Origin of the sequence: Priestia flexa, from assembly GCF_021441905.1 — a bacterium.
Taxonomy (GTDB): domain Bacteria; phylum Bacillota; class Bacilli; order Bacillales; family Bacillaceae_H; genus Priestia; species Priestia flexa.
The window spans coordinates 2,495,735-2,518,985 of sequence record NZ_CP090431.1 but is presented as its reverse complement, the minus strand read 5'-3'; the positions used below and the strand labels follow the sequence as shown (position 1 = coordinate 2,518,985).

The window sequence follows — 23,251 nt, the reverse complement described above, 5'->3', positions numbered from 1 at the left end:
GTGTATCCGTTTTTTTTTTGAAGTTCGGTTTATAAAGTAACAAAGCTAAAACCAATGTGTCGGATACTGCCTTGCACGAAAGGCGTTATTATAGATGGTTGAAATAAACACGACTACCAAAGCACCGAAAATAATGGGAAGTAGAAAATTCCAAGTTACTTCATTATTAATTGCAACGAGAGCACTAGCTGCTGCTGGCGGGTGCATGGTTTCTGTCAGAGCCATAAGAAATAAGACAAATGCCAATGCAAACACGAGAGAAAAAACGCTTTTACCTAGTAAACTAAGTATAATAATTGCGCATGTTGTAGAAAGAAGGTGTCCCCCAATAACATGTCGAGGTTGTGAAAGTAAGCCTTTGTGAGCACCGAAGACTAAAATGCAGCTTGCCCCAAGAGGAGCTAAAGCCATAGGGTAACTTAGGTGTAAGACGATAAAACTAACGACCAGCATGGCAATTAGTGCACCTGCAGCAGAAACAGTTGAATCTATGTAATCAACTTTTCCATGTTGTCTCATAGTTCCTTTCATTTTCTTAAAATATGAAATAAAAACATTAGTAGATTGGTGAGCGTACTTTGTAAGTTTTTTTTCCACAGTAGTAATTAAAGCTCCTTTCTAAAACAGTTAAGTTAAATATAGAATGTTTTATCTATTTAAATATTCTATAATAAAAACTAGTTTGTTCAAGGGGCTATCAATTTTTCAGACTAATAGAACATTCAAGCTTGTAGGTAATTATTTAAATAAAAGCATCCAAAACTCGAGAAGATGATTTTAATAATAGGCACTTAAATAGATAATCATTCATAAATTTTTCACCGTTCATTTTCAGTTCACATTTCCTTGCTAAACTGTGTAACAAATGATGAACAAAAGGAGAAGTTTATGAAAAAAATCACGCAACGATTGGATTTAGTATTAGTTTTAACCTTGGTAGCTGCATTAGTATTAAATACATATAACATTTGGCAGGACGGGGCTGCGAACCAATATTATTTAGCTGCGGTGAAAAGCATGACTCAGAGCTTTCACAATTTCTTTTACGCTTCATTTGACCCGTCTGGCTTCGTGACGGTGGATAAACCACCTGTTGTGCTATGGATTCAAACTATTTTTGCACTTTTGTTTGGCGTGCACACATGGAGCGTGATCCTACCCCAAGCCCTTGCTGGAGTAGGATCAGTTTACTTACTTTATAAAATGGTTCAACCGACGTTTGAAGATGGAGCAGCTCGAATTGCTGCAATTGTCATGGCGTTAACTCCTATTGCAGCAGCAGTAAGCCGAACGAATAATATTGACAGTCTGTTAGTATTTACACTTCTTTTAGGTACTTGGTGTTTAATGAAATCGCTGAAATCAGGAAAGCTCCTTTGGCTTATATTCGCTTTTGGACTAATTGGACTGGGCTTTAATATGAAAATGCTTCAAGCATTTATGGTATTACCAGCTTTTATCGTCATGTACGCTGTTGCTGCACGGAAGTCAGTAAAAAAAAGAATTTTATCACTTATACTGTCTATGTTTGTATTAGCAAGCGTTTCGCTATCGTGGGCTTTGGTAGTAGATTACGCGTCAGAAGATAATCGTCCTTACGTTGGTAGCAGCCAAACGAATTCAGTTTTGGAGTTAGCTTTTGGTTATAACGGTACGGAACGTCTTTTAGGGCAAACAACAGGAAATGCAAGAGCTGGAATGGGCGGATTTGGAGAACAAGGAAGTGTTCAGGCATCAAAGAATATATCAATTCCTGACGACTCAGAAAGTGACGATGCTCAAGGGACACCTCCGTCAATGAACGGAAATAATCAGCCGCCGCAAATGCCTCAAAATCAAGGGGATGGTGGACCTCCAGGAAACAATAATTCAAGAGGGCCACAAGGAAGTGTAGGACCTGGAGGTAGCCAAAGTATGAATATGTTTGGAACAGGTGAAGCAGGTCCACTTCGATTATTTCAGTCGGCTTTATCTGGGCAAATTAGCTGGATGTTGCCTTTTGCATTAATGGGAATTTTAGCGGTAGCACTGACCGCATTTCGTGAGCGAAGAAAGAAAGAATGGCAAGAAGCGATGTTTTGGAATGCATGGCTGGTTCCAGTAGCCGGGTTTTTTAGCGTTGCGGGATTTTTTCATCACTACTATTTAATTATGCTTGCTCCTCCAATTGCCGCTTTGTGCGGGATTGGCTGGAGTGCAATGTATCGCTTATACAAAGAGCGTAACGATTGGAAAAGTTATTTACTACCCGCAGCAGTGGGGGTTACTGTCATCTTTCAAACGTATATTCTAGGCTCTTACACAGAGCAAATTGGAAGCGTATGGATGTATACATTAGGTATTGTAGGTGTAATATTGACAGTTGCTTTTGTTATACTGAAGAGTCACGACATAGCTAGAAAAAGACTGTCAATTATCAGTTTATGTATCCTTTTGATAGCGCCAATGTATTGGTCTGTGACTCCTATCCTTTACGGTGGAAATAGTGTACTCCCCGAATCAGGGCCGCAGCTTAGCAACTCAATGAACGGAGGTGGAATGTTTAGCTCAAACGTGAATAGCGAGCTTCTTTCATACCTTCGCGAAAATAATACGGGAGAAGAGTACTTATTTGCGACGTTCACAACCGTTACGGCCGCACCTTATATTATTGATGCTAATGAAAGCGTCATGGCATTAGGAGGGTTCAACGGTACGGACCCTATTCTAACAACGAGTGAGCTAGAGGGTCTTGTAAAGAAAGGGAAGGTTAAATATTTTTTACTGAGCGGGGATAACTCAGGAAATAGCGAACTTGTTAAATGGATTAAAATTCATGGTGTCGAAATTTCACAAGAACACTATTTAAGTGAAGAAGACCAAGGGAAGAATAATCTTGGTATGGATCGAGGTTTTGGTAGTAGAAACCAAGAGGCGCTTTATAAAATAGAAATATAGAATGAAGTAAAGGTACGAGGTGTCAAACCTCGTACCTTTTTCTATTATTCTTTAAGGAATGACTTTTCATAAAAGCTTAAAAGATGTTCTAGCGTAATAGGGTCGCTGTAAGTTGATGCTTTGGCGTTAATTTCAAACACATGTCCATTTTTTACAGCAGGGATGTTTTTCCACACTTCTGTTTCTAAAAATGAATTGTCGCCGTCTGCATACTTACTTAAAATCATATAATCTCCAGCAAATTCAGGAAGAAGTTCGGCAGAAATCGTATGAATTCCAGATTTAAGCGCCGTTTCTTTTACTTTTTCAGGCATTTTTAAACCCATAGCTTGATATAAAACTTCTGTTCCACGGGCATAGTTGTTTCCAAATACATAAAATTCTTTGTTGCCACTTTCAATAACGGAAACCGTCGCGTCTTTACCAATTTTCGTACGGATTTTTTCACCAGCTGTTGCCGCGCGCTTTTTAAAGTCTTCTACCCACGCGGTAGCCTCAGCTTCTTTATTTAGCAGCTTTCCAATTTCAACTTGCTGTGATAAATAGTCTAGTTTCCCCCATGTAAAAGCAACGGTAGGGGCAATCTGACTTAGTTTTTTAATGTTTTTCATTTCAGAACCAGCAATGATTAGGTCAGGCTCTAGCTCCATAATTTTTTCTAAATCATCTTCTGATACGACTTCTACCCCTTTTACTTTTTCTTTAAAAAGTGGGTTTGCGCTGCTCCATTCATCAATTCCAACAAGTTTGCCATCTAGAGACATTACGTTAGGACCGTTAGAAAGAGCGATAATACGCTTGGGATCTTTAGGAACTTCAACAGAACCATTTTCAGCTTCATACGTAAATGTTTCACTTTTGTTTCCACCTTCATTTTGAGAGGCCGTTTCTGCATTGTTACCACAAGCACTCACTAGTAGCGTAAGCAACAGCAAAAATGGAATAGTTAATCGCTTCTTCAGTGTAATCTACTCCTTTATATGTATTGTTAATAATGATAATCATTTTCAATTATAAAGTAGAAGAAAACATTGTCAATAAGAAAATACGAAATAAAAACCTTTGATGGTAGTATCAAAGGTTTTTAGACGAAGCTTTATGAAATTTCTTTTAAGACAGCAGGTACATTTGTTGTGAAAATAAGGTAGGTTTGATTTTTGGTTTTGATATAAATTCGATCGGTCGTTCCATATGGTGTACCGATGCGAATTGCGTCAGCTTGCTGTCCACCATACGTTTCATCTTTTTTGACCTCAATAATGTCTTCAAGAGGAATCGTAAACGTAGAGAACTGCCACTTAATAGTTAACACTTCGTTTGTCTTAGTGATGTTAATGCTAAGCATCGTATCATCCTTTCAAAGTTTATACTATTATTTTACAATTAAGAAAGGTTAAAAAGATAGATATTTTCTATAATTTGGATTTAAAAAGGTAGGGAAGTTGCTATGAATTTTTATATCGCATCAAGTTTTAAAAACAAAGGGAGTGTCCAGCGTTTAGCAAAGCTTTTAGAAAAGCAAGGACACATTCACACGTACGATTGGACAAAGAATGAACGTGCTTCTTCTATTCAGGAGCTGAAAGAAATAGGGCAATGTGAAAAAGACGGAGTGCAGCGCGCAGACCTCTTTATTTTAATCCTTCCAGGAGGAAAGGGAAGTCATATTGGGCAATTGCGTTTGAAAAGAAGGTCTATTTGTACAGTGAAAACAGCGGGTTAAATGATCTTCAAAACACAAGTGCTTTTTATCACCTAGACAGAGTTGACAAGTTTATGGGAACGCTTGAAGAGTTTTTTCACTATTTAATGAAATGTGAGGTGGCAACCCATGTCTGAAATTACATTTTTAGCATCATATAAGCCATTTATTATTCCTGATGAAATCGAAGAATACAACAAAAAAACAAACTTTGAACGAATAGAGGACTTAATATATTTAGCTGTTTTTGATTTAAAAGATACGGGCTGGTATGAAGAAGTAGGCGGATTGTTTACACTGCCGTACTTATATGAAATCCGTGGTGCGGACAACCGTTTATTTTTACTGTACCTTGAAAAGTATATGGAAGAAGGAGATGTATTAGAGCTATGGCACCTTCCTAATCAGCATGCTTCTTCAGAATATGAAAGGCGTCTACTGTCTGCTGCTGAACCAATCAAGATCAATGTGGGTAGCTTGACTTATGAAAATCAAACAGGGGTGTATCACTTGAATGAAAAAAAGTGGGTTGAAGAACTAAGTCACCGTAATTTTCTTACACCGTATGGGATTACAACAATTGTGAAGTATTAAATTATCAAAAAATATGTTTTAAACAATCAAATGTCACTAAACAACTCTTTATCTTCAATATCCCCACATAAAAACAAAAAAAGAGGGCATAGATAAGTGTACATTCTATAGAGGGGGATTTTCATGAGTGAGGAACAGTATTGGCAAACGATTCATAAAACCCAAGATAAATTAAATCGTTTATTTTATGATTATTGGAAGCAGTATTCAGACTTTGGAAACTGGCAGTTTTGGACTGTTTTAGCATTAGCAGTATTACCGCTTGTGTTACTTTGCTTTACAGTAGATAGAAAGCGCATATTTGAGCTCTTTTTCTTTGGGTACACGGTGCATATCCTATGGACTTATATTGATATTGCGCTTGGGCGTAGTAACCATCTTATACATACGTATTTTCTAATTCCGATATTACCAAACGCATCTAACATCACCGCTTCTGTACTTCCAGTTGGCTTTTTACTTCTCTATCAATATTGTACAAACCATAATAAAAACTTTTATATTTATACCATTGTACTAAGCGCGCTCTTTGCTTTTGGTTTAGCACCGTTAGAGAAAAGTGTAGGGTTAATTGAAGCGCGTAAGAGTATGAATTTATTCTACGTGTTTTTAATTGACTTAGGTGTTGTTTACTTTGCTTATTGGCTTACAAAATGGCTGTTAAAGATCCAAAACAAAGAGCAAGCTATAGATTAAATAAAAAAGAATGTTGAGTACTCAACATTCTTTTTTATTTAAGAGGTACAAGTTTTACCAACTTTTAAGCCAAAGCTGCCAGCGTAATCGCAATTCCGTTAAAAACGCCGTGGATAATCATTCCAGGTACCACAGAACCTGTTTTTTCATAAACCCAGCATAGAATACCGCCAGATATAAAATTAACTAGCAATGTATTGTAGGTTGGCAAATGAGCCAGCGTAAACAATACCGAACTGATAAGAGTAGCAGGGAGCACGCCCCATCTTCGAAACCAGCGATATAAAAAACCTCGATAAAAAATTTCTTCATAAACAGGAGAGACAATGCTAGCTGATATAAAACCAATCATGAAATTCATAACGGTTAAACGTGATTGAAGGCTTTCAGTTTTTTTGTTACTTGTACCAATACCCAGCAGCTCCATTGCTAGAACGGCCATGATACTTATAATAATTAATAGAAGAGTTAGCCAAACAATACTTATCCAAGCTCTTGGAGGGAACGCTTTTAGGCCTACTTCTTTCCAAGAAAGGTGGTTGGGCTTTAAGGCTACTACGTAAACGCCTAATGTGAAAAGGATGGCCATCAGCAATCCTGTTAATGTACCAGCATATAAATCATTTTGTAAAATAGCGTTCAGCTTTTTTTTGAAAAGGTATTCAATTAAAACAGGTATAACAATAAACACAAGACCTAACAATAGCGTTAGTTCTCTCCGACTCCATATACGCTTATTCCAATTCATTTCTTCAACTCCTAAATAATGGATGTCTTTATGTATATTAGCTGTATATGGAAAATATCCTTTTTTAATTTTGGGTGAGGTTATTGCTTTGCATGGATGTTTTTTTCTGCTAGGGTAATACAAAAGCATAGGAGTGTGATGATATGCAAAATCGTAGTGTACATAATCCATTAATTATTGATGTATCTCATCATCAAGGGGAAATTGATTGGGAACGAGTGGCTCGAGCAGGAGTGCAAGGTGCATATATTAAGTTAACAGAAGGAAAAACATTTACAGATCCAAGGGTATATGAGAATTATGTTGAAGCTAAGCGAGTGGGTTTGCTTGTCGGCTTTTATCACTATGCACACTGTACCAACGACCCTAAACAGGAAGTGGCTTTCTTTTTGCAGCAGCTGCAGTCAATGAAGTTTGATTTTCCCCCATGCTTAGATTTAGAAGTAAATAAAGGGAAAAATGCTGAGTTTGTCTCTAGGTTTGGCCGAACGTGGCTAGAAGAAATGGAGAAAAATACTGGTGTACAGCCTTTGTTATATAGTGGGTATCACTTTGCTAAAACATACTTCACAAAGGAGCTTTCCTATTATCCTCTTTGGATTGCTCGCTATAGTAGCAGTAACCGAACGGAAGGATTTGATTGCCCGGGAAACCTATTTACTTGGTCAGAGTGGACCATGTTTCAATTTACCGATCAGGGGAAAGTTGACGGGATTTCAACATATGTCGATTTAAATGAAATGAACGCTGCTTTTTTTCAGTATGTCAAGGAGTCGAAGCCAAGCTTACTAAGTACCGTAAAAACGTCTTTTCAACAAATGAAAAGTCAATTTGTGAAAAGTTCTAATCCGTCTCTACCTAAAGGCATGTTAAAAAAGGGAGCGAGAGGAGAAGAAGTGTTTGTACTCCAAAAAGCGCTTGCTTCCGTTTACTTTTATCCCAATAAGTTCGCTCCTAATCATGGAATAGACGGAATTTATGGAGCCAATACAGCTAATGCTGTTGCTCGCTTTCAAAAAGTCTATTTGCCAAAAGAAGTGGATGGAATTTACGGACCGAACGTTCGATTAAAATTAGAAGAAGTGATGAAAGGAAAATAACGAGCATAGAACCTATGCTCGTTATTTTTGAAGACGGTCTTTAATTAGTTTATATAAAGCATTTATTCCTAGGCTAATGCTAATTGTAATTCCTGACAAAGCAACGATAAAGGCGATGTACTCAAACAATGAATAATCTTTTATTGCGCTCCAGTTTAGGTTTTTATTCCAGCTTTCAATAACTAAATTCATTCCGTAAATACCGGATAGCACAGTATAGATGGTCAAAATCAACAGTAGGTAATTATGACGTTTCCCTGCAATTTTTTCTTGATTTTGATATAAAGTCCCAAGTGTTTCCTTCACTTCTTGGTAGAGTGAATCAATGTGAAAGGTCTTTTTGAAAAGTCTAGAAAATTCTTGTCCTTCCGTTCGAGAACTGATTTCTAAAAACAAGTACTTACCTGAAAAGAGTGTGATAGAGCGGATGAGTCGCTCAATAGCGTTTTGGTCTTTTTCAAATGTAAGCTGCGAATATTGATAAGATAGTTTCAACAGTACAATTTTATAAAAGAAATGTAAAAATAGATTATAGTAGTGCTGACCAAATAGGTGATTCATTAACATTTGATTCGTCTCTTCATCGGCTGAATGTGAAATACAAGAAAAAACGTGGTCTGTTACAACATAGTATGTTTCGGGCGTCCATCGCTTGTAGACGTGTTGATCATTGTATTCATCAATATATTCTTGGTTTCTAGCTGAAATAAATGGTTTACCGCCAGTATCATAGCTGTTCAGTTGTCCAGTTCGAAATAAGGTGCCACTGCTAATAGGCTGTTCATTGTTGACGGTTACGTAACTTAGTACGTACATCCGTTCATCAATAAAATAAGGCAGGCTTCCAAAATGTTTGCTGTGCTGTGTTTCTTGCTCAATGTAAGGCTTTAGAAACGGTGTTAAGTTTGAAAAAATATAATCTTGTACTTTATCATAGGTTTTATTTTCGTATGTAATGGTCGCTCCGTGCTCTTCAGCTAATTTAGGCTCTAATACGCGAAACTGATTCATAAACTCAATGACGTCATCGTACGAATAATGGTTTCCCTTTACTTCGATACGAATCGTCATTACACCGATTTCAAATGGGCATAAAAAAATATCAATAGACAAAACTTCACTTAGAATTGTTGACGCTTTTGTTTCAAATGTAATTTCTTGATTCACCTTTTTTGAAAATCGAATGAGCCCTGTTTCTTTTGGTGATTGAGGAAAGAGAATACATTCGATATAAGGAAGAAAGTATTGATCAAGGCTAGCGTGGGAAACAAAATAGTCTTTGCTATAAAATTTCTTTTCTAAATCTGTATTCTCTAGAGAAAAAAAGTCAAATTCATGCTCATAAAGAGCTGAAACTAAATCTTTTTTCTCTTTTCGGTTAAAAGAAAAAGGAAACAAGAACATGTTCATTGCACGATTCGGTGTAATATCTTGAAAAGGAGAGTTCATTGCTTGCCACTTATCCACTGAGAAATTCCCTCCCTTATGCTTTTCATTATTGCTCTTTAAGTAATATACCTATATTTGACCAAAAAAAAACATAAAAAACCAGCTGGGTTCCAGCTGGTTTTTCTTAATGAATGGAGCGATATACTCCAATGACTTTTCCTAAAATAGTTACATGACGTAAGATAATAGGTGCCATTGTGGAGTTTTCTGGCTGTAAGCGAACGAAATTATCTTCTTTAAAGAAACGTTTGACAGTTGCTTCGTTGTCTTCCGTCATTGCTACAACAATATCGCCGTTATTAGCTGTTTGCTGTTGGCGAACAATGACCATATCTCCATCTAGTATACCGGCTTCAATCATACTTTCTCCCATAATTTCTAACATAAATACTTGCTCATCTGGAGAGGCGTACTTGTCAGGTAACGGAAAGTATTCTTCTACATTTTCAATTGCAGTAATTGGAAAGCCTGCCGTAACTTTACCGATAACAGGAACATTTATAACTGCACTTTGTGGAATGCTTACATCGGCCTCTGCTTGAAGAACTTCAATTGCTCTTGGTTTTGTGGGGTCTCTACGAATTAGACCTTTACTTTCTAAACGAGCTAAGTGCCCGTGAACTGTTGAACTAGATGCTAAACCAACTGCTTCACCAATTTCGCGAACAGATGGGGGATATCCTTTTAATTTCACTTCATGCTTAATGAAATCTAGTATTTCTTGTTGACGTTTTGATAGCTTCATACATTTCACCTCATTTTTAGCTATTCTTTGCTATAAATTATATCATGGCTATATATAATATACAAACATAAGTTCGAAAAAAACCCATTGACAGAAACGGATGTTCGCAATAAAATGAGAACATATATTCTTAGGGGGATTTGAAATGAGACCATTAATAGAATCTATTAAACATTATACTACCTTTTTTGTGGTTATCGCCGCACTTACATATGTCTTGACGTTGCTATTAGGAGCAGATAGAGTGGAGTTAGAAAAATACACAACTGTTACTATTGCAAAGGGTGACACTATTTGGGAATTATCTCAAGAATATAGTAAGCATCATAATTTATCACCAAATGAATTTGTAGAATGGGTCCAAAATATGAATGAGCTAACTGTTCCATCTACACAGTCGCTTTCTCCGGGAGATCAGTTATATATTCCGGTATTGAAATCTGATTTAGCAAGTGATCATCAGATTGCTTTTGATAAGTGAACTAGAGCTACGAGTCCTCTACTGAACGATGGTAGGGGTTTTAGTGTTTGGAAATGAAGAAAGGGAGCTAGAAAGATGAAAGCAGTTATCTATTGTCGAGTAAGTACGGATAAAGAAGCCCAAGAGACATCGTTAAAGAGGCAGGAAGAAGAGTTAATGCAACTTGCTAAGATGCATAATTTTACAGTTTGTGAAGTTATTTCTGAAAAAGCGAGCGGCTATGAAGTTGACCGAGAAGGAATATTAGAAGTCTTAGAATTATTAAAAGCAGAAGACGTTTCTACCCTGCTTATTCAGGATGAAACACGACTGGGGCGTGGAAATGCAAGGATTGCTTTACTACACGCGTTAAATAAAGAGAAAGTAGCAATTTACACGATTAGTCATCAGGGACAGCTACAGCTATCAGAAGCTGATTCCATGTTGTTAAACATCATTAGCTTGGTGGAAGAACATCAAAGAAAATTACATAATGCAAAAATTAAACGAGGTATGAAAAGAGCAGTTGCCAATGGGTATCACCCGGAGCATAATTTAAAAAACCAGCATGTAAACTCAGGTAGAGAACGAAAGGAAGTTCCCATAGAAGAAATTGTACAACTACGTAATAATGGCTTAACATTTGCAGAAATTGCTGTCACGCTAAAAGGCTTTGGTTATAAGGTATCAAAAGCAACTGTACACCGTCGCTATCAGGAGTACTGCGACGACCAAGGCGAGCTTCTTGCTAAAAAACAAGAGATTTAGTAAGATGTGTAGTATTGTATTATGGTTTAAACTGTATTAAAAAGCGAGGAGTTCTGACAAAATGTTGTCTAAAGATAAAATGGCACGAATCAATCAACTATCTAAAAAATCAAAGGCGGAAGGTTTAACAGAAGCTGAAGCACAAGAACAGCAAGAGCTTCGTAAAGAATATTTACAAACGTTCCGTCAATCAATGACAAATCACCTTCATACGATTAAAGTTGTTGATGAAAAAGGGAATGACGTAACCCCTAAAAAACTGAAAGATAGCAAAAAGAAGCGTCTACACTAAGGCGATGGTTTGCTGTGGTGCAAAAACTAGGGAAATGAGTTTCTCTAGTTTTTTTGTATATTTTTGCGTTTGGAAACGAAAAATGTAAAAGTACGAAAAAAAACGAATCAAATATTGTACAAAATCGTTAATCATTAGTATGATTACATATATACATAGTTTTGAAAGGAATGAAGAGTTATGACACAACGTATTGAAGATCTTTCAATTGCAACAATTCGTACTTTATCAATTGATGCTATTGAAAAAGCAAATTCAGGTCACCCAGGTATGCCAATGGGAGCAGCTCCAATGGCGTACACGCTATGGACAAAGTTTATGAATATTAACCCATCAAATCCAGATTGGTTTAACCGTGATCGCTTTGTTTTATCAGCAGGACATGGTTCAGCACTTCTATATAGCTTATTACACTTAGCAGGCTATGACCTATCAATTGACGATTTAAAAAACTTCCGTCAATGGGGAAGTAAAACACCAGGTCATCCAGAGTATGGTCACACAGCAGGTGTTGATGCAACAACTGGTCCATTAGGACAAGGAATTGCAATGGCAGTTGGTAAAGCGATGGCTGAGCGTCATTTAGCCGAAACATATAATAAAGAGGGACTTGAAATCGTTGATCACTTTACATACGGTATTTGTGGTGACGGAGACTTAATGGAAGGTGTATCAGCTGAAGCAGCTTCACTAGCAGCGCACTTAAAATTAGGTCGCCTTGTCGTGCTTTATGATTCAAACGACATCTCATTAGACGGAGATTTAGACCGTTCATTCTCTGAAAACGTAGAAGATCGTTTCAAAGCTTACGGATGGCAAGTAATTCGCGTAGAAGATGGAAATGACTTAGCAGAGCTTTCAAGTGCAATCGAAGCAGCTAAAGAAGATCTTTCTCGTCCAACTTTAATTGAAGTAAAAACAACAATTGGTTATGGTTCTCCAAACCATGCGGGAACATCAGGTGTTCACGGTGCGCCACTAGGTGCAGATGAAACAAAATTAACAAAAGAAGCGTATAGCTGGACGTTTGAAGAAGATTTCTATGTGCCAGAAGAAGTTTATGCACACTTTAAAGCAACGATTGCTGATGAAGGTGCAAAGAAAGAAAAAGAATGGAACGACGTTTTTGCTCAGTATAAAGAAAAACATCCTGAGCTAGCAGCTCAATTTGAATTAGCTGTACAAGGTAAACTTCCAGAAGGTTGGGAACAACAATTACCTGTATATGAAACTGGTTCAAGCTTAGCAACTCGTGCTTCATCAGGTGAAGTATTAAACGCAGTAGCACAAGCTGTTCCTCAATTCTTTGGTGGTTCAGCAGACCTTGCTGGTTCAAACAAAACAATGATCAAAGGTGCAGAAGACTTTACTGCAAAAGATTACAGTGGACGCAACATCTGGTTTGGTGTTCGTGAATTTGCAATGGGCGCAGCGCTTAACGGTATGGCTCTTCATGGTGGTGTAAAAGTATTCGGCGGTACGTTCTTCGTATTCTCTGATTACCTACGTCCAGCAATTCGTCTAGCAGCATTAATGAAGCTACCTGTTACGTATGTATTTACGCATGACAGTATTGCAGTTGGTGAAGATGGTCCAACACATGAGCCAATCGAGCAATTACCTTCATTACGCGCAATGCCTGGTCTATCAGTTATTCGTCCAGCAGACGCTAACGAAACGGCTGCAGCATGGCGCTTATCATTAGAGTCTACAGATACGCCAACAGCGCTTGTGTTAACTCGTCAAAACTTACCGACTCTTGAAGGTACGAGTGAAACTGCTTATGAAGGTGTTTCAAAAGGGGCTTACGTTGTATCAAAAGCAGGCAAAGAACAGGCGGATGCACTTCTACTTGCAACTGGTTCTGAAGTAAGCTTAGCAGTAGAAGCACAAAAAGCACTTGAAGCAGAAGGTGTTTCAGTAGCTGTTGTCAGCATGCCATCATGGGATCGCTTCGAGAAGCAGTCAGCTGAGTACAAAGAAAGTGTTATTCCAAAATCAGTGAAGAAGCGCTTAGGTATTGAAATGGCTTCGACATTAGGTTGGGAGCGCTATGTAGGTGACGAAGGTCAAGTTCTTGGCATTAACCATTTCGGTGCTTCTGCTCCTGGTGAAACAATTATGAAGGAATTTGGCTTTACAGTTGATAACGTTGTAGCAAGAGTAAAAAGCATGTTAAATGCATAATTGATAAAAAAGAGCAGGTCCTTCGGACCTGCTCTTTTTGTTTCGACAAAAAAACAAAAGAATTTTTGCATCAATAGACAACCATTGCAATGTGGACAAGCTATAATAAAAAAATAAAAAGGCGAAAGTAAGGAGGAGAAGTATGAGAACATATGAAGTATATTTAATGGAAGACGAAGTAGCAAAAGCATATTTTCAAAGAGAGAAGCTTGTTTTTCAACTATTTGTGGATTATAAAATGAAGAGAGGCTTAGAAGATCAATATCTTCAAAAGCAGGTTGAATACATTACAAGACCCCTTGCTATTTCATATATTCAGCGCGCGATACTTCAAATATTTTCTCAATACCCTCACTTCTTTATACACAATGATCATTTTGTTTTAGAATACCCACACAAAAAAAGCCGGGCTTCGCTGAAAATAAATAGTCGATGTATAACGATTGAAGGAGATGGAAATGTTGATGCAGAGACCGCTTTCTTTGAAGTGCTGCGAAAGCTTGATGCGTGCTATCTAGCAATTAATTACGGGACAGAAGAGTACGGATGGCTAAGGCCTGTTAAAACAAGAAAATATGTGTAATTATTTAAGGAAATTAGTCTGGAAATATTGTATATTGGCGAATGATTTAGTACACTGTAAGGTAGACAACACGAAGGAGGAAGTTGTAGTATGTGGCCATATATTCTAGTTGGTATTCTAGCATTGCTTGCTGGGGTAGCGCTAGGATTTTTCATTGCTCGTAAATACATGATGAGCTACTTTAAGAAAAATCCACCAATTAATGAACAAATGTTAAAAATGATGATGATGCAAATGGGCATGAAACCATCACAGAAGAAGATTAACCAAATGATGAAAGCGATGAACAGCCAAATTAAATAACGGTTAATTGGACAGACACTCTCAGCTTAAAGGGTGTCTTTTTTGTACACTAAGTATTTGTAAGAGGGAAAGGGATAACGCAAATATCGTTGCGTTATAAAGAGCTTTAACTGCTTACGCGTATATAATATAAGTATGTACTGACGATAGTATTTGATTGTGTTAAAATATGTAAGCAATATAATGTTTGAATTGTTAGAAAATATAGAAAAAACAGGGGTGGTGGGGTTATGAATATATTTCGTGATTTGGGATGGTTTTTTAAGCAAGAAAAGAGAGCGTATATCATAGGGATTTTACTTTTAATAGCGGTTGCTTTACTTCAGCTAGTGCCACCTCGTGTTATTGGGTGGGCAGTTGATGCTATTGAAAAAGGAAGTTTATCAAAAGAAACGCTCCTTCAGATGGTGCTCTTGTTAGGGGCAGCCGCTGTCGGCTCATATGGTATGAGATACATATGGCGAGTTATGATTTTTGGTGCTGCTGTTAAGCTGGCACGACAAATGCGCAATACGTTGTATGAACACTTCACGAAAATGAATCAAACATTTTATCAAAGTAAACGTACGGGTGACCTGATGGCTCACGCAACGAATGATATTCAAGCTATTCAACAAACAGCGGGAATTGGCGTTTTAACATTTGCGGATTCTGTTATTACGGGCAGTGTTGTTTTAATAACAATGGCTGTAACAATCAGCTGGAAGCTAACGCTAATTAGCTTATTACCCATGCCTTTAATGGCCTGGCTAACGAGTAAATATGGCACAATGTTACATCAAGGGTTTGGAGAAGCACAAGCGGCTTTTTCTTCATTAAATGATAAGGTACAAGAAAGTATAACGGGTGTAAAAGTTGTAAAAACGTTTGGAAAAGAAACCTCAGAAGTCGATATGTTTACGAGACAATCAGCTGATGTTGTTCAAAAGAATATGAAAGTAGCGAGAATTGATTCTTTATTTGACCCTACGATTTCTTTTATTGTGAGCTGGTCTTTTTTATTTGCTCTTATTTTTGGATCACGAATGGTCGTAAGCAATGAGATCACGTTAGGAGAACTAGTTACATTTACTACGTACCTTGGGTTGTTAGTGTGGCCGATGCTAGCGTTTGGTTGGCTTTTCAATATCGTAGAAAGAGGAAGGGCTTCATATGATCGAGTTTTTGCTCTACTACAAGAAAAAAATGAGATTGTTGAAAGTGAGAAACCTATTACAAAACGCCCTAATGGAGCGATTACGGTACAAATTGACCGCTTTGTGTATCCGGGTACAGATGAAGCAGTTCTTAAAGATATCCACTTTTCCTTACAGGAAGGCCAAACGCTTGGAATTGTAGGAAAAACAGGAGCTGGAAAAACAACTTTACTAAAGCTTCTTATTCGTGAATTCGATTTAACGGTTGGAGATATTTATTTTGATCAACATAGCATTAAATCTTATAGCTTTGATTCTTTATATAATAGTATTGGTTACGTTCCCCAGGACCATTTCTTATTTTCAACGACAGTAGGAGAAAATATTGCCTTTTCAAACCAAAATGCTTCCCATTCGGATATAGAGCGAGTGGCACAATTGGCACATGTTCATGAAGATATCACGTGCTTTACAGATGGATATGAAACCATTGTAGGAGAAAAAGGGGTTTCTTTATCAGGTGGACAAAAACAACGATTGTCGATTGCGCGTGCACTATTACAAGATCCTCAAATGCTTTTTTTAGATGACTCGCTTTCAGCAGTTGATGGGAAAACTGAAGCCCTTATTTTGAAATCTTTAAAGCAGCACCGCCGCAATAAAACAACGGTTATTACTACTCATCGACTGAGTGCAGTTGCACATGCAGATTTGATTTTGGTCATTAAAGGTGGACGAATCATTCAGCGGGGAAGGCATGAAGAACTTTTAAAAGAACACGGGTGGTATCAAGAGATGTATACAAGGCAGCAGCTAGAAGAGATTGTGGAAGCCGGAGGCTATGAATATCATGAAAAATAAACAAGTATTAAGGCGGTTAGTAAGATACGCAGTTCCCCATCGCAAATCCTTTGCGCTTGCATTTTGTTTATTGTTGGTGGCCACCACAGCGGATTTATTAGGTCCCATGCTTATTAAAGTGTTTATTGATACGTATTTAACAGAGCGTTACTTTCCTGTAGAGCCGCTCCTTTTATTAGGAGTTGGCTATATAAGTTTGAACATGATCAAGGTCGTTATTCAATACTTTCAGCAGCTCAAGTTTCAGGGAATTGCTTTAAACATTATTCAGCAAATAAGAATTGACGTGTTTTCACATGTACATAAGCTTGGGCTCCGCTACTTTGACCGAACGCCAACGGGTAGTCTAGTTTCACGAATCACAAACGACACGGAAGCAATTAAGGAAATGTTTGTCGAAGTGATTGCGGTATTTATTCAAAATGGTGTCTTTTTAATTGGTATTTTTATAGCCATGTTCATTTTAGATATGAAGTTAGCACTTTATTGCTTAGCGCTTTTACCATTCATTTTCGTATTAATGAAAACATATCAGCATTTTAGTGGGATTTATTATACACAGTTAAGAGAAAAGCTCAGCCAGCTCAATGCAAAGATTCACGAATCGTTACAAGGTATGGGGATTGTTCAGGTATTTAGACAAGAAAAGCGTCTAAGACGTGAATTTGGAGATATTAACGAATCACATTACCAAGCTGGTGTACGTAATTTAAAGTTAGACGGCTTACTTTTAAGGCCAGCAGTTGACGTATTATATGTTCTTGCAATTATTGGTGTACTTAGCTACTTTGGTATATCAGTTTTAGATAGCCCAGTAGAAGTGGGTGTGTTATATGCTTTTGTAAACTATTTGGAGCGCTTTTTTCAGCCAGTTAATGAAATGATGCAGCGCCTTTCAATGTACCAACAAGCCATGGTCGCTTCAAAGCGAGTATTTGAATTAATGGACGAAGGTGAAAAAGCACCGTCTTTTATGAAAGACTCACAAGCTACAATTAAACGAGGTATGATAGAATTTAGAGGAGTTACTTTTTCTTATGATGGAAAGACAAACGTTCTATCAAATATTTCCTTTTTAATAAAAGAAGGTCAAACCGTAGCGTTAGTGGGACATACAGGCAGTGGTAAAAGCTCAATCATTAATCTTCTTCTAGGATTTTATACGCCAAAGCAAGGTGAAATCCTAATTGATGGTCAGCCCCTTCAAACGTATAGTGAAGAAGAAATTAGAAGAAGAATTGGTTTGGTATTACAAGATTCATTTATTTTTGCTGATACGGTTAAAGCAAATATCTCTCTTCATGATCCTTTAATTTTAGAAGAAGATGTACGAGAAGCGCTGAGATTCGTACAGGCAACACCTTTTATTGAAGATTTACCGAAAAGCTATAATGAAGTGCTTGTTGAAAGGGGGGCAACATTGTCAAGCGGCCAGCGTCAACTCTTATCATTTGCTCGCACAATGGTACGTAAACCAAAAATACTAGTTCTAGATGAAGCAACAGCACATATTGATACAGAGACAGAAGATGCTATTCAAGCTGTTTTAGGGAAGATGAAGAGAAATAGGACAACGGTGGCAATTGCTCATCGATTGTCTACTATTCAACATGCAGACGCTATCCTAGTGCTACATAAAGGTGAAATTGTAGAAAGAGGTACTCATGCAGAGCTGTTAGAAAAGCAAGGTCTTTATTACAGCATGTATCGACTCCAGAACCATCAAGGAAAGGCTGGTGGAGAGATATAAAAAAACAACTTCTTAAGTAGAAGTTGTGTCGGAGTGCTGTGAAGGAGTGTTATTATAGATGTTTAGTAGATGATCTAATTCTTGACTATGCTTAATAGCAGGGGGAGAATTTAATCCACTAACTCGAACGACCCGAATCAGCTCTTCACGCTTCTTTTCAATCTCTAACAATATATTTTGTTTCAGCAATAGAACTGGTCCCTTCTCAATAAAACTTTTACCTAATTATACAAGATAATGGCACTTTTTGAAAAGGAATAGATGAGTCATTTTGATGACAAAATGGTAACAGATTCTAAACAAATGGAGTGAATCAGAAATGGCTGATGTGAATTTATTTTTAGCATTTGGAGCAGGATTTTTATCGTTTATTTCACCATGCTGTCTACCGCTGTATCCGGCTTTTTTATCGTATATTACAGGTGTCTCAGTAGGGGATCTGAAAGAAGGGAAAAACGTACATCAGCGCAAAGCTCTTTTACATACAACCTTTTTTCTACTAGGCTTTTGTTTAATCTTTATTGCAATTGGTTTTGGCACTTCTTTTATTGGAAGTTTATTTGCGAACTATGGAGATTTAATTCGTCAAGTGGGAGCCATACTCATTGTGTTTTTAGGGCTTGTAACAATTGGAGTCTTTAAGCCGAAGTTTTTAATGAAAGATCGCAAAGTACAGTTTTCTAATCGACCTACAGGTTTGTTAGGTTCTTCTCTTATCGGAATGGCTTTTGCTGCAGGGTGGACGCCATGTACAGGACCTATTCTTGTATCTGTTATGGCTCTAGCAGCTACTAATCCTAGCTCAGCTATGCTCTACATGATTGCTTATTCGCTAGGGTTTTCAATTCCATTTTTTATCATGTCGTTTTTTATAGGTAAAATGAACTGGATAAAGCGTCATATGAAAGCAATGATGACCGCTGGTGGATATGCAATGATTGGAATGGGAATCATTTTATATTTTGACTGGATGACCAAGATTATTATTTATACAACGAGCATCTTTGGAGGCTTTACAGGGTTCTAGATAACGAAGTGGTGTGGCTTGAAAAAAGTTGGAATCGTTGATAAAGTAATAAGTAAAAAGTCCTATTTCGTTTCGTTGGAAAAGACCAGAGGTAGATAGGGGAAGACGGAGGGCTATAATTGTCAAGAATACTAATTGTAGATGACGCAAAGTTTATGAGAGCAACGTTAAGAAGTATTATGGAGAATGCTGGTTACCACGTAGTTGGAGAAGCGGAAACAGGTAAAGAAGCCATCGAAAAATTTCATGACCTTCAACCTGATGTTATAACGATGGATATTACAATGCCGGAGCTAAATGGAATTGAAGCGGTTAAAGCCATCAAGCGAGTTGATCCGAATGCAAAAATTATTATGTGTTCTGCGATGGGACAACAAAAAATGGTTGTTGAAGCCATTGAGGCTGGTGCAAAAGATTTTATTGTAAAACCTTTTGAGGAGTCGTCAGTGTTAGAAGCTATGAAGCGCTTGCTAAACTAGTAAAAAAACAATAGTTAATTAAATTGAAGACGCTTATATTAAGCGTTTTTTTTGTTAATAAAAATTTATTTTTATGTATTCCTTAACGATATAGAGAGTGATACAATGAAACCGTGAAATTTGTATTTTAAAAGAGGTGTAGAAGTGAAAGAGATTATATTAATATTGATTTTGCAACTAGTTTATGTACCAATCTTAACGTTGCGAACGATTTTCCTAGTAAAAGGAATGAGTATGTACGCCTCGGCTTTTGGTTTTTTAGAAGCATTAGTATATGTATTTGGTTTATCCCTCGTCTTTTCAGGTGACCAAAGTATTGTAGCTATGATTGTATATGCTGTTGGATTTGGTGCTGGTATTATATTAGGTGGATATATTGAGTCACGCTTAGCGATTGGCTATACGACATTTTTAGTGAATTTAATGACAAAGAATGAAGAGCTAATTAACCGCCTTCGTCAAGAAGGTTTTGGAGTTACGGTCTATCAAGGTGAAGGAAGAGATAGCGCACGTTATCGTTTAGATATTTTAACAAAAAGAAGTCGTGAAGAAGAGCTATTAGATTTTATAGAAGAATATGAACCTAGAGCATTTATTATTTCGTACGAGCCTCGTAAATTTAAAGGCGGATTCTTATTAAAAGCAATGAAAAAGCAAAAAGTAAAATCTAAGCAGAAACCGAAAAATGACCCTTCGCATTTAAAGTAAGACAAGATTTCACATTCTTTTGCAGTTGTTTTATAATAGGAAGTATACTATGAGTAAAGAAGGGGTTACTTTGATTTATGCTTCCACGATTTTTGCTGTTTTAATGGGTTCATTCATTATTTTTATGAGGATGAAAGCATCTGAAAAGCCGGTAAATGCTAAAAAAATCATTTTACCACCTTTTTTTATGAGTACGGGAGCGTTGATGTTTATTTTTCCAGTTTTTCGAGTGACTGGAGCTGAATTTTTAGAGGCTTTGATAGTTGGCCTGTTCTTTTCATTATTTCTAATAAAAACATCAAAGTTTGAAGTGCGTGATGATGATATTTATTTAAAACAGTCAAAAGCGTTTATCTTTATTATTATTGCATTGTTACTCATTCGCGTTGTCATGAAACTATATTTAAGCTCAACAATCGATGTAGGCGCTCTTGGGGGGATGTTTTGGATTTTAGCGTTCGGTATGATTGTGCCATGGCGCATTGCGATGTATCGTTCGTATAAAAAACTTGAGCAACAGCTGCAGCACAACTTGATGAATAAAATGATTTAAAAAGGTGTCCATACGGGACACCTTTTTTGTCTATTCAAATAAATGTTGATACGGAGAATGATCGATACGTTGAGCTTTTAATGTTTTTAACAAAAACTTATGATCTCGTTTTGGAGTTGCCGTAATGTATCCTCGAATAATTAAATCTTCCGTAATACTTGCGGCTTGCTCTTGAAGTGCAAGTTCACCGATTTTACCGGCGATTTTTTGCCTAGCTACGTCGCGAAATAGCTCAGGAACAGGTTGTACAAGCGTTTCCAATAACTGTTTTTGTTCATTAGACCACAAGTGAATCGTTTGCTCTAAGTAATAGTCTTGCCAATCAAGAATTGACTTTCCATCTTCTTTTGGTAACCGCTTTAAAAATTTTCGAAACATAAAAAAGCCACCGATTGCAAACAAGCTAACCAATATGACAACCCATAGTACAATGAACCACAAAAACCATCCCTCAAGCATTTTATCCCCCCTATGTATTATGCTCTTAGCAATATATAGCTTTTGTCTTTATTATAGCGAGGAGTGGATAAACGTGGCAACAGCTAGTTTAGAAGAATAAAAAGTCTATATAAGTCACAAATGACTTGATTGAGTCATTTGTGACTTATATAGAAAAAGAAAATTGTTCAGAAATGTCGAAAAAATTAAACTTTTAGAGTTGGCACGCTTCTTGCATATTAAAAGAGTGAGGAAATTAACTAGTGAAAGGAAGATTATAATGAGCAGACAATTCAGTCAGGTAGATAAAAACTTTCCGGGTAAAAATGCAAAACAACTATTAGAGCGTAGACATAAAGCTGTGCCAAAAGGTGTGAGTTACGGTATTCCAACATTTGCTGAAAAGGCAGAAGGTGCTTTAGTAACAGATGTTGACGGCAATACGTTTATCGATTTTGTTGGTGCTATCGGAACAATTAATGTCGGTCATGGACATCCAAAAGTAAAAGAAGCGCTTCATAAGCAAGTTGATCGATTCATCCACACAGGTTTTAATGTAGTGATGTATGAATCATACGTAGCATTGTGTGAACGATTAGCAGCTATTGCACCAGGAAACTTTGATAAAAAAGTATTATTGTTAAACAGCGGTGCTGAAGCAGTGGAAAATGCTGTGAAAATTGCTCGTAAATATACAAAACGTCAAGGCATCATTTCGTTTACTCGTGGTTTCCATGGACGTACATTAATGACAATGACGATGACAAGCAAGGTAAAACCGTATAAGTTTGAGTTCGGACCATTTGCTCCAGAGGTATACAAAGCTCCTTATCCTTATGCATACCGTAGACCAGAAGGGTTAACTGAAGAAGCTTATGAGGACTATATCATTTCAGAGTTTAAAAACTTCTTGAATAATGAAGTAGCACCTGAAACAGTAGCAGCAGTAGTTATGGAACCAATTCAAGGAGAAGGTGGCTTTATCGTTCCTGGCAAGCGCTTCGTTCAGGAAGTATATAACGTATGTAAAGAGAATGGAATTTTATTTGTTTCAGATGAAATTCAAGCCGGTTTTGCACGAACAGGTCGTTATTTTGGAATTGAGCACTTTGATGTTGAGCCGGATTTGATCACAGTATCAAAATCATTAGGTGCTGGCGTACCAATTAGTGGCGTTATTGGTCGAGCTGAAATTATGGACGAATCTAATCCTGGGGAACTTGGTGGAACGTATAGCGGAAGTCCTTTAGGCTGTGAAGCAGCGTTAGCTGTATTAGATATTATTGAAGAAGAAGGGCTAAACGAGCGCAGTGATGTTCTTGGGGAAATTGTGCGCGCACGCTTTGAAAAGTTAAGCGAAAGCTATGATGTAATTGGCGATATCCGAGGTCTTGGATCAATGTGCGCCGTAGAATTAGTAAAAGATCGTGTTAAAAAAGAGCCAAATAAAGAATTAACGCAAAAAGTTGTGCAAGAAGCAAATAAAAGAGGGTTATTGTTGCTAAGTGCAGGGGTTTATGGCAACGTACTTCGCTTCTTAATGCCGATTGTCATCACGGATGAACAGCTTGAAGAAGGGCTGCAAATTGTGGAAGAATCGTTAGCTGCAAGTGTACAACAACTCGTGAATGTATAAAAATAAGAATGGTGAGACAAGGGCCACCCGCTTGTCCTTTGTCTCTTAATAGAAGTACCATTTTCGTTACCAAACTTTTCTGATAAAATGAATGAATAC

General features: G+C 37.3%; 25 protein-coding genes and 1 pseudogene. 18 read left to right on the top strand and 8 right to left on the bottom strand.

All coding sequences use genetic code 11. From position 1 onward, the window contains the following. Positions 1–45: 45 nt before the first annotated feature. On the bottom strand, positions 46–519 hold the full coding sequence (locus LZP85_RS13000) for an HPP family protein (protein ID WP_224840269.1): 474 nt from the start codon (positions 517–519) through the stop codon (positions 46–48). A gap of 369 nt (positions 520–888) precedes the next feature. On the opposite strand from LZP85_RS13000, the gene LZP85_RS12995 reads away from it, so the two are divergent. Beyond that, the gene (locus LZP85_RS12995) at positions 889–2,937 is read left to right on the top strand and encodes a glycosyltransferase family 39 protein (protein ID WP_226639030.1); all 2,049 of its coding nucleotides are present in this window, start codon (positions 889–891) and stop codon (positions 2,935–2,937) included. Positions 2,938–2,981: 44 nt separating this feature from the next. Here the strand turns inward: LZP85_RS12995 and LZP85_RS12990 are convergent, their stop codons facing one another. Both LZP85_RS12990 and LZP85_RS12985 read right to left on the bottom strand, forming a co-directional pair. After that, on the bottom strand, positions 2,982–3,899 hold the full coding sequence (locus LZP85_RS12990) for an iron-hydroxamate ABC transporter substrate-binding protein (RefSeq protein WP_206833579.1): 918 nt from the start codon (positions 3,897–3,899) through the stop codon (positions 2,982–2,984). A gap of 134 nt (positions 3,900–4,033) precedes the next feature. Beyond that, complete coding sequence (locus LZP85_RS12985) at positions 4,034–4,282, bottom strand: SunI/YnzG family protein (RefSeq protein WP_206782472.1); 249 nt, start codon at positions 4,280–4,282, stop codon at positions 4,034–4,036. A gap of 102 nt (positions 4,283–4,384) precedes the next feature. On the opposite strand from LZP85_RS12985, the pseudogene LZP85_RS12980 reads away from it, so the two are divergent. The 3 genes and pseudogenes from LZP85_RS12980 to LZP85_RS12970 all read left to right on the top strand — a co-directional run bounded on the left by LZP85_RS12980 (position 4,385) and on the right by LZP85_RS12970 (position 5,929). Then, positions 4,385–4,776, top strand: a pseudogene (locus LZP85_RS12980) (group-specific protein). Further along, positions 4,769–5,233 carry a hypothetical protein gene (locus LZP85_RS12975; protein ID WP_119543338.1) on the top strand — a complete coding sequence of 155 codons (465 nt, stop codon included), beginning with the start codon at positions 4,769–4,771 and terminating at the stop codon, positions 5,231–5,233. Before LZP85_RS12980 ends, LZP85_RS12975 begins: the two are co-directional and overlap by 8 nt. A 123-nt stretch (positions 5,234–5,356) precedes the next feature. After that, the gene (locus LZP85_RS12970; RefSeq protein WP_119543339.1) at positions 5,357–5,929 is read left to right on the top strand and encodes a hypothetical protein; all 573 of its coding nucleotides are present in this window, start codon (positions 5,357–5,359) and stop codon (positions 5,927–5,929) included. Between the two features lie 64 nt (positions 5,930–5,993). On the opposite strand, the gene LZP85_RS12965 is transcribed toward LZP85_RS12970, so the two are convergent. Beyond that, the gene (locus LZP85_RS12965) at positions 5,994–6,677 is read right to left on the bottom strand and encodes a CPBP family intramembrane glutamic endopeptidase (protein WP_025910965.1); all 684 of its coding nucleotides are present in this window, start codon (positions 6,675–6,677) and stop codon (positions 5,994–5,996) included. Positions 6,678–6,820: 143 nt separating this feature from the next. On the opposite strand from LZP85_RS12965, the gene LZP85_RS12960 reads away from it, so the two are divergent. Further along, positions 6,821–7,777, top strand: a complete 957-nt coding sequence (locus tag LZP85_RS12960) for a GH25 family lysozyme (protein WP_078989430.1) — start codon at positions 6,821–6,823, stop codon at positions 7,775–7,777. Between the two features lie 21 nt (positions 7,778–7,798). Here LZP85_RS12960 and LZP85_RS12955 read toward each other — a convergent pair whose 3' ends face one another. Together LZP85_RS12955 and lexA are read right to left on the bottom strand one after the other, a co-directional pair. Next, positions 7,799–9,244, bottom strand: a complete 1,446-nt coding sequence (locus LZP85_RS12955) for a magnesium transporter CorA family protein (protein WP_226639028.1) — start codon at positions 9,242–9,244, stop codon at positions 7,799–7,801. A gap of 106 nt (positions 9,245–9,350) precedes the next feature. Beyond that, positions 9,351–9,971: a transcriptional repressor LexA gene (gene lexA, locus LZP85_RS12950; protein WP_025908269.1), complete on the bottom strand. Its 621-nt coding sequence runs from the start codon at positions 9,969–9,971 to the stop codon at positions 9,351–9,353. Positions 9,972–10,116: 145 nt separating this feature from the next. Between lexA and yneA the strand changes: the two genes are divergently transcribed. The 8 genes from yneA to LZP85_RS12910 all read left to right on the top strand — a co-directional run bounded on the left by yneA (position 10,117) and on the right by LZP85_RS12910 (position 18,311). Beyond that, on the top strand, positions 10,117–10,452 hold the full coding sequence (gene yneA / locus LZP85_RS12945; RefSeq protein WP_025908270.1) for a cell division suppressor protein YneA: 336 nt from the start codon (positions 10,117–10,119) through the stop codon (positions 10,450–10,452). Between the two features lie 75 nt (positions 10,453–10,527). Further along, complete coding sequence (locus LZP85_RS12940) at positions 10,528–11,199, top strand: YneB family resolvase-like protein (RefSeq protein ID WP_076512714.1); 672 nt, start codon at positions 10,528–10,530, stop codon at positions 11,197–11,199. 61 nt (positions 11,200–11,260) lie between these two features. After that, positions 11,261–11,491, top strand: a complete 231-nt coding sequence (locus LZP85_RS12935; protein ID WP_025908272.1) for a DUF896 domain-containing protein — start codon at positions 11,261–11,263, stop codon at positions 11,489–11,491. 180 nt (positions 11,492–11,671) lie between these two features. Next, on the top strand, positions 11,672–13,678 hold the full coding sequence (tkt, locus tag LZP85_RS12930) for a transketolase (RefSeq protein WP_061786652.1): 2,007 nt from the start codon (positions 11,672–11,674) through the stop codon (positions 13,676–13,678). A gap of 142 nt (positions 13,679–13,820) precedes the next feature. Then, positions 13,821–14,261, top strand: a complete 441-nt coding sequence (gene sirA / locus LZP85_RS12925; RefSeq protein ID WP_076512715.1) for a sporulation inhibitor of replication protein SirA — start codon at positions 13,821–13,823, stop codon at positions 14,259–14,261. A 90-nt stretch (positions 14,262–14,351) separates the two neighbouring features. Further along, entirely contained in the window at positions 14,352–14,564 is a 213-nt protein-coding gene (locus LZP85_RS12920; RefSeq protein ID WP_025908276.1) for a YneF family protein, read from the top strand. A 230-nt stretch (positions 14,565–14,794) separates the two neighbouring features. Next, the gene (locus LZP85_RS12915) at positions 14,795–16,561 is read left to right on the top strand and encodes an ABC transporter transmembrane domain-containing protein (protein ID WP_226639027.1); all 1,767 of its coding nucleotides are present in this window, start codon (positions 14,795–14,797) and stop codon (positions 16,559–16,561) included. Further along, positions 16,551–18,311 (top strand): ABC transporter ATP-binding protein, encoded by a 1,761-nt coding sequence (locus LZP85_RS12910; RefSeq protein WP_404825976.1) that lies wholly within the window; start codon positions 16,551–16,553, stop codon positions 18,309–18,311. The genes LZP85_RS12915 and LZP85_RS12910 overlap by 11 nt, the downstream gene beginning before the upstream one ends. 12 nt (positions 18,312–18,323) lie before the next feature. Here the strand turns inward: LZP85_RS12910 and LZP85_RS12905 are convergent, their stop codons facing one another. After that, positions 18,324–18,500, bottom strand: a complete 177-nt coding sequence (locus LZP85_RS12905; protein ID WP_076512718.1) for an aspartyl-phosphate phosphatase Spo0E family protein — start codon at positions 18,498–18,500, stop codon at positions 18,324–18,326. Positions 18,501–18,630: 130 nt separating this feature from the next. Here LZP85_RS12905 and LZP85_RS12900 point away from each other — a divergent pair, with 130 nt between their 5' ends. From LZP85_RS12900 to LZP85_RS12885, 4 genes are all read left to right on the top strand, one after another. Further along, positions 18,631–19,338: a cytochrome c biogenesis CcdA family protein gene (locus tag LZP85_RS12900; protein WP_100347012.1), complete on the top strand. Its 708-nt coding sequence runs from the start codon at positions 18,631–18,633 to the stop codon at positions 19,336–19,338. Positions 19,339–19,457: 119 nt separating this feature from the next. Beyond that, a complete protein-coding gene (locus LZP85_RS12895) occupies positions 19,458–19,817 on the top strand; it encodes a response regulator (protein WP_025908280.1) in 360 nt (119 codons plus the stop codon). Between the two features lie 144 nt (positions 19,818–19,961). Beyond that, complete coding sequence (locus tag LZP85_RS12890) at positions 19,962–20,525, top strand: DUF2179 domain-containing protein (RefSeq protein ID WP_025908282.1); 564 nt, start codon at positions 19,962–19,964, stop codon at positions 20,523–20,525. A gap of 49 nt (positions 20,526–20,574) precedes the next feature. After that, positions 20,575–21,078, top strand: coding sequence for a CcdC family protein (locus LZP85_RS12885; RefSeq protein ID WP_061786311.1), 504 nt, complete (start codon positions 20,575–20,577; stop codon positions 21,076–21,078). A gap of 30 nt (positions 21,079–21,108) precedes the next feature. Here LZP85_RS12885 and LZP85_RS12880 read toward each other — a convergent pair whose 3' ends face one another. Further along, complete coding sequence (locus tag LZP85_RS12880) at positions 21,109–21,537, bottom strand: DUF2621 domain-containing protein (RefSeq protein ID WP_025908284.1); 429 nt, start codon at positions 21,535–21,537, stop codon at positions 21,109–21,111. Between the two features lie 259 nt (positions 21,538–21,796). On the opposite strand from LZP85_RS12880, the gene gabT reads away from it, so the two are divergent. Next, positions 21,797–23,152 carry a 4-aminobutyrate--2-oxoglutarate transaminase gene (gene gabT / locus LZP85_RS12875; protein WP_035320142.1) on the top strand — a complete coding sequence of 452 codons (1,356 nt, stop codon included), beginning with the start codon at positions 21,797–21,799 and terminating at the stop codon, positions 23,150–23,152. Positions 23,153–23,251 lie beyond the last annotated feature (99 nt).

Bases quoted from the DNA above. Each gene is read 5' to 3' on its own strand.
- LZP85_RS13000 (WP_224840269.1), bottom strand. From the start codon at position 519: ATGAGACAACATGGAAAAGTTGATTACATAGATTCAACTGTTTCTGCT.
- LZP85_RS12995 (WP_226639030.1), top strand. From the start codon at position 889: ATGAAAAAAATCACGCAACGATTGGATTTAGTATTAGTTTTAACCTTG.
- LZP85_RS12985 (WP_206782472.1), bottom strand. From the start codon at position 4,282: ATGCTTAGCATTAACATCACTAAGACAAACGAAGTGTTAACTATTAAG.
- LZP85_RS12975 (WP_119543338.1), top strand. From the start codon at position 4,769: ATGTCTGAAATTACATTTTTAGCATCATATAAGCCATTTATTATTCCT.
- LZP85_RS12970 (WP_119543339.1), top strand. From the start codon at position 5,357: ATGAGTGAGGAACAGTATTGGCAAACGATTCATAAAACCCAAGATAAA.
- LZP85_RS12965 (WP_025910965.1), bottom strand. From the start codon at position 6,677: ATGAATTGGAATAAGCGTATATGGAGTCGGAGAGAACTAACGCTATTG.
- LZP85_RS12960 (WP_078989430.1), top strand. From the start codon at position 6,821: ATGCAAAATCGTAGTGTACATAATCCATTAATTATTGATGTATCTCAT.
- lexA (WP_025908269.1), bottom strand. From the start codon at position 9,971: ATGAAGCTATCAAAACGTCAACAAGAAATACTAGATTTCATTAAGCAT.
- yneA (WP_025908270.1), top strand. From the start codon at position 10,117: ATGAGACCATTAATAGAATCTATTAAACATTATACTACCTTTTTTGTG.
- LZP85_RS12940 (WP_076512714.1), top strand. From the start codon at position 10,528: ATGAAAGCAGTTATCTATTGTCGAGTAAGTACGGATAAAGAAGCCCAA.
- LZP85_RS12935 (WP_025908272.1), top strand. From the start codon at position 11,261: ATGTTGTCTAAAGATAAAATGGCACGAATCAATCAACTATCTAAAAAA.
- tkt (WP_061786652.1), top strand. From the start codon at position 11,672: ATGACACAACGTATTGAAGATCTTTCAATTGCAACAATTCGTACTTTA.
- sirA (WP_076512715.1), top strand. From the start codon at position 13,821: ATGAGAACATATGAAGTATATTTAATGGAAGACGAAGTAGCAAAAGCA.
- LZP85_RS12920 (WP_025908276.1), top strand. From the start codon at position 14,352: ATGTGGCCATATATTCTAGTTGGTATTCTAGCATTGCTTGCTGGGGTA.
- LZP85_RS12915 (WP_226639027.1), top strand. From the start codon at position 14,795: ATGAATATATTTCGTGATTTGGGATGGTTTTTTAAGCAAGAAAAGAGA.
- LZP85_RS12910 (WP_404825976.1), top strand. From the start codon at position 16,551: ATGAAAAATAAACAAGTATTAAGGCGGTTAGTAAGATACGCAGTTCCC.
- LZP85_RS12900 (WP_100347012.1), top strand. From the start codon at position 18,631: ATGGCTGATGTGAATTTATTTTTAGCATTTGGAGCAGGATTTTTATCG.
- LZP85_RS12885 (WP_061786311.1), top strand. From the start codon at position 20,575: ATGAGTAAAGAAGGGGTTACTTTGATTTATGCTTCCACGATTTTTGCT.
- LZP85_RS12880 (WP_025908284.1), bottom strand. From the start codon at position 21,537: ATGCTTGAGGGATGGTTTTTGTGGTTCATTGTACTATGGGTTGTCATA.
- gabT (WP_035320142.1), top strand. From the start codon at position 21,797: ATGAGCAGACAATTCAGTCAGGTAGATAAAAACTTTCCGGGTAAAAAT.